The sequence below is a fragment of the Micromonospora sp. 4G55 genome (assembly GCF_016803375.1).
The window spans coordinates 1-5,471 of sequence record NZ_JAEVHN010000423.1 but is presented as its reverse complement, the minus strand read 5'-3'; the positions used below and the strand labels follow the sequence as shown (position 1 = coordinate 5,471).

Annotated in this window: 3 protein-coding genes and 1 pseudogene; 1 reads left to right on the top strand and 3 read right to left on the bottom strand. The window is 70.1% G+C overall.

Annotated features, from left to right (window positions below):
- On the top strand, positions 1-1,070 hold a 1,070-nt coding region (locus JNW89_RS26325), incomplete at its 5' end, for a hypothetical protein (protein WP_238451007.1).
- A 181-nt stretch (positions 1,071-1,251) separates the two neighbouring features.
- On the opposite strand, the gene JNW89_RS26320 is transcribed toward JNW89_RS26325, so the two are convergent.
- From JNW89_RS26320 to JNW89_RS26310, 3 genes and pseudogenes are all read right to left on the bottom strand, one after another.
- Positions 1,252-1,746, bottom strand: a complete 495-nt coding sequence (locus JNW89_RS26320; RefSeq protein ID WP_238451005.1) for a DUF402 domain-containing protein — start codon at positions 1,744-1,746, stop codon at positions 1,252-1,254.
- A 212-nt stretch (positions 1,747-1,958) separates the two neighbouring features.
- Positions 1,959-4,348 (bottom strand): annotated as a pseudogene (locus tag JNW89_RS26315) (ATP-binding cassette domain-containing protein).
- A 320-nt stretch (positions 4,349-4,668) separates the two neighbouring features.
- On the bottom strand, positions 4,669-5,103 hold the full coding sequence (locus tag JNW89_RS26310) for a helix-turn-helix transcriptional regulator (protein WP_238451004.1): 435 nt from the start codon (positions 5,101-5,103) through the stop codon (positions 4,669-4,671).
- Between the last annotated feature and the right edge of the window lie 368 nt (positions 5,104-5,471).

Here is a 5,471-nt window from a genome sequence, read left to right as displayed (position 1 = left end):
TCCGGGTCGACCAGGACGTGTTCCTGCGCGACAGGTTCACCGCCACCAGTGCCAGCGAGCAGGGCACGGTCCGGCTACTCGGTGCCCATCTCGGCACATTGGACTGCAGCGGGGCACGGCTGGAAAACACCACCGGACCCGCCCTCGAAGCCGACCACCTCCAGGTCAACCGGGACGTGGCCCTGGCCGGCGGGTTCACCGCCACCAGCGCCAGCGAGCTAGGCACGATCCAGCTGCCCGGTGCCCACATCGGCGGCGTCCTGTACTGCAGCGGGGCACGGCTGGGGAACACCACCGGACCCGCCCTCAACACCGACGGACTCCGGGTGGACCAGGATGTGCTCCTGGACGGCGGGTTCACCGCCACCAGCGCAGACGGCCAGGCGGTGCTGGTGCTAACCGGTGTGCGAATCGGCGGGACCTTCCGCCTCGACACCGACCGAGCGACGCACATGGCACCGGACCAGGGATCGCTGATCGAGTTGGACGGGCTCACCTACAGCGGGCTGCCGCGGCCAGCCTCACTGCCGCGCTGGCTGACCCTGCTGCGCGAGCACACCCCCGGCTACGCCGCCCAGCCCTACCAGCACCTCGCCGCCGCCTACCGCGCCGCCGGCCACGACCGTGACGCCCGCACTATTCTCATCGCCCAACGCCGCGACCAAATCCAGCGCGCCGGACTGGCCAGCTCCGAACGCGCCTGGGGTCGCCTCACCGGCATCACCCTCGGCTACGGCTACCAGCCGTGGCGTTGCCTGCTCTTGCTCCTCGCCACGCTTGCGACCGCAGTCACCCTCAGCGTCACCAGCGGCCACCACGGTGGCCTCGCCCAAAAGCCGGCGATCACCGGAGCAGTCGCAGCCACCGCCTGCACCACCATCGACCAGATCGGCGTAGGCCTCGACCTCGGCACCCCACTGATCAAAACCGGCGCCCGCGATCGCTGCCAACCCACCAACACCCCCGCCGGCCAAACCCTCACCATCGCCAGCTGGTTCCTGCAACTGCTCGCCTGGACCTTCGCCACCCTCTTCATCGCCGGCTTCACCAGCGCAGTGCGTAGAACCTGACCCCTGTCACGCTCCCTCAGGCCCGCTAGGAGCGGAGTATCCGGCCAGCTCCGGGGTCGACCAGCACCCTGTCGTGGAACAGCTCCGCGGGCGTCGATGGGCTGTCAACGACATCCGAACATGCCGCTGGTCGGGCGTCGCGGCGTCCGGCCGTGCCGATGAGCGTGCGGCATATGAGTCCTCACGTCTGTTGAGAGAACAACTGCCATCCGCGCTCCTGCCAGGGCTCGTCCCGGCGCCGGAGAGCCTCGGCCCGATCTTCGGCCGTGGACTGTGCGAGCTGGGCGTCATCCACGCTCATCCAGCCGTCGCGGCACGCCTGTTCGTATTCGTCCCAGTCCTCGATCTCGACACGCGAATCCCGCTCGTGGAGCACCGGGTCCAGTTCGAGATCGATGTACCGCCAGCCTGCTTCGGTACGCTCCGGCGGGAGGCACACGTCGATCTCAAGCCGCCGATCAGTAGGGTCGCCGACCCACCACGCCACCCAGGGCGGCCCGTCGTGAGTCGGAAGAGTGCCACTGTCGTGCGGAGCACCCCATGACGAGCCAGCCGGGCCTCGTAGCCAAATCCCGTCACGGTCTTGGAGGACCGGCTCCAGATCGAACCAGAAGATGCCTCCGGGGCGTTTGATCTTGGATAGACGTACGCTCTGGCTGTGCTGAGCCCTGTCCATGGAAGCACGCTAGGGGCAGAACCGAGTCGGCCGCGACCTGGTCCACCAGTGTTCTTCCGCAACTGCCGCGATCCGCGCCGTCGTGGCGCGGCGCAGGATTCCCAGAGCGGGCCCACCTGGGGACCGAGCCGCCGCGCCACGTCCTGACCGCCGGCGCGGGCCGAGATCACCTCGGCCCCGCCGCCGTCAACCGAACAGGGTAGGAACGCCGGTCAGGCGCCGACGTAGGCGGCGAGGTGCTCGCCGGTGAGGGTGGAGCGGGCGGCGACGAGGTCGGCGGGGGTGCCCTCGAAGACGATCCGGCCGCCGTCGTGGCCGCGCCCGGGCCGAGGTCGATGATCCAGTCGGCGTGCGCCATGACGGCCTGGTGATGCTCGATGACGATGACCGACTTGCCGGCGTCGACGAGCCGGTCGAGCAGGCCGAGCAGGTGCTCGACGTCGGCGAGGTGCAGGCCGCTGGTCGGCTCGTCCAGGACGTAGACGCCGCCCTTCTCGGCCATCCGGGTGGCCAGCTTGAGCCGCTGCCGCTCGCCGCCGGAGAGCGTGGTGAGCGGCTGGCCGAGGCTGAGGTAGCCCAGCCCGACGTCGGCGAGCCGCTGCAGGATCGCGTGGGCCGCGGGGATCCGCGCCTCGCCGGCGCCGAAGAACTCCTCGGCCTCGGTCACCGACATCGCGAGCACCTCGCTGATGTCGCGGCCGCCGAGGTGGTATTCCAGCACCGACGCCTGGAACCGCTTCCCCTCGCACTGCTCGCAGATGGTGGCGACCCCGGCCATCATCGCCAGGTCCGTGTAGATGACGCCGGCGCCGTTGCAGGTGGGGCAGGCGCCCTCGGAGTTGGGACTGAACAGCGCCGGCTTCACGCCGTTGGCCTTCGCGAACGCCTTGCGGATCGGCTCGAGCAGTCCGGTGTACGTCGCCGGGTTGCTCCGCCGGGACCCGCGGATGGCGGTCTGGTCGACCGACACCACACCGTCCCGCCCGGACACCGAGCCGTGGATCAGGGAGCTCTTGCCGGAGCCCGCGACGCCGGTCACCACGGTGACCACCCCGAGCGGGACGTCGACGTCGACGTTCTGGAGGTTGTGGGTGGCGGCGCCGCGGATCTCCAGGGTGCCGGTGGGGGTGCGCACCGTCTCCTTGAGGGCGGCCCGGTCGTCGAAGTGGCGGCCGGTGATGGTGTCGCTGACCCGCAGCCCCTCGACGGTGCCCTCGAAGCAGACCGTGCCGCCCGCCGTACCGGCGCCGGGGCCGAGGTCGACGACGTGATCGGCGATCGCGATCGTCTCCGGCTTGTGCTCCACGACCAGCACGGTGTTGCCCTTGTCCCGCAGCCGCAGCAGCAGGTCGTTCATCTTCTGGATGTCGTGCGGGTGCAGCCCGACGGTGGGCTCGTCGAAGACGTAGGTGACGTCGGTGAGCGAGGAGCCGAGGTGGCGGATCATCTTGGTGCGCTGCGCCTCGCCGCCCGACAGCGTGCCCGAGGGCCGGTCGAGCGAGAGGTAGCCCAGCCCGATCTCCACGAACGAGTCCAGGAGGTGTCGCAGCCCGGCGAGCAGCGGGGCCACCGAGGGCTCGTCGAGTCCGCGGACCCAGTCGGCCAGGTCGCTGATCTGCATCGCGCAGACGTCGGCTATGTTCTTCCCCTTGATCTTCGACGACCGGGCCTCTTTGCTGAGCCGGGTGCCGTCGCACTCGGGGCAGGTCGTGAACGTCACCGCCCGCTCCACGAAGGCGCGGATGTGCGGCTGCAGCGCCTCGACGTCCTTGGACAGGAACGACTTCTGGATCTTCGGGATCAGCCCCTCGTACGTCAGGTTGATTCCTTCGACCTTGATCTTGGTCGGCTCCTTGTAGAGCAGGTCGTGCAGTTCCCGCTTGGTGTACTTGCGGAGCGGCTTGTCCGGGTCGAAGAAGCCGCAGCCGCGGAAGATGCGGCCGAACCAGCCGTCCATGCTGTAGCCGGGGATGGTGAGCGCGCCTTCGTTGAGCGACAGGCTGTCGTCGTACAGCGCGGACAGGTCGAAGTCGGTGACCGAGCCCATGCCCTCGCAGCGCGGGCACATGCCGCCGGTGATGGCGAAGCTGCGCCGCTCCTTTACCGTCTTCCCGCCGCGCTCGAGGGTGACCGCCCCCGCACCGCTGATCGAGGCGACGTTGAAGGAGAACGCCTGCGGCGATCCGATGTGCGGCTGGCCGAGCCGGCTGAAGACGATCCGCAGCATCGCGTTGGCGTCGGTGGCGGTGCCGACCGTGGACCGGACATTGGCGCCCATCCGCTCCTGGTCGACGATGATCGCGGTCGTCAGCCCGTCGAGGACGTCGACCTCGGGCCGCGCCAGCGTCGGCATGAAGCCCTGCACGAAGGCGCTGTAGGTCTCGTTGATCATCCGCTGCGACTCCGCGGCGATCGTGCCGAACACCAGCGAGCTCTTGCCCGAGCCGGAGACGCCGGTGAACACCGTCAGCCGGCGCTTCGGGATCTCGATGCTGACGTCCTTGAGGTTGTTCTCGCGCGCGCCCTGCACGCGGATCAGATCGTGGCTGTCGGCGACGTGCGGCGCGGGCGACTGCGGGTCCGTCCTCGTGGCCATGCTCATCGTGTCTCCATCTGTGTGGCGGGGCCGTTTCGCGGGCTCCGTCGGGGTCGCGCTCGGCGCGGGAACCACGGTATCCATGCCGCTGCGGCCCGTGGCGCCCCGGCGGCCTCGGCCACCCGGCGCGTCCGGCCGAGGCGTCAGACCAAGCTGGGGCTGTCGCGCATCAGGTCGCGGCCGGGCATCTCGTTCGCCTCGCGCCGACCGCCGGACGGCTCAGCGCAACTCGTTGATCCGGATCAAGGCCAGGGCGGCGTCCGCGTCGGTGTGCGGAAAGAAGGCGTGGTGGATGCTGACGTTCATGGCGGTCACGCTATGTGCGGCTACCTGACCTGCGCTTCTCGATTCCTGACCGGTCTGGTCACCTGTTTCGAGATGCACGGCGGCATCTCCGCCGTCGCGTGCGCCTGCTCGACCCGATAGGTGCTCGGCGGCACACCGACCAGCTCGGTGAAGCGGGTGCTGAAGGTGCCCAGCGACGAGCAGCCGACCGCGAAGCAGACGTCGGTGACGCTGAGGTCGCCACGACGCAGCAGCGCCATGGCGCGCTCGATGCGCCGCGTCATCAGATAGGAGTACGGCGACTCGCCGTAGGCCTGCCGGAACTGGCGGCTGAGGTGCCCGGCCGACATGTTCGCGCCGCGGGCGAGCGCCTCGACGTCCAGCGGCTGCGCGTACTCCCGGTCGATCCGGTCGCGGACCCGGCGCAGCCGCGCGAGGTCGTTCAGGCGCTGCGCCTCGGGCGATCTGCTGGTCACCTGCAAAATCGTGCCACATCCGACGGTGTCTGGAGCGCTGCCGACCGCCGGCGGCGCCGTGCGGTGCGGGACGACGCCCGGTGACCAGCCGGCCCGTCCCTCGCCCCGCCCGGAGCTGCGTCCGGGTTTCGTGCTGATTCGGGGTTCGTGGTGCGATTGGTGGGCATAGCGTCAGGCGTGGCGGCTTCCGGCCGCCGGGCCGTCCCGTGGGCGGTCACGGCCGAGTGACGGTGGTGCGGACGTGGACAGGACCGAACCGACGGTGCTGGACGAGTTGGAAGGCAAGGGCCGGGGCACCGGGCTGCCCCGGCTGCTCGGCGTGGTCAGTCTCGCCCTCGGCGCGGGCGGCCTGCTCGCCCCGCGCGCGG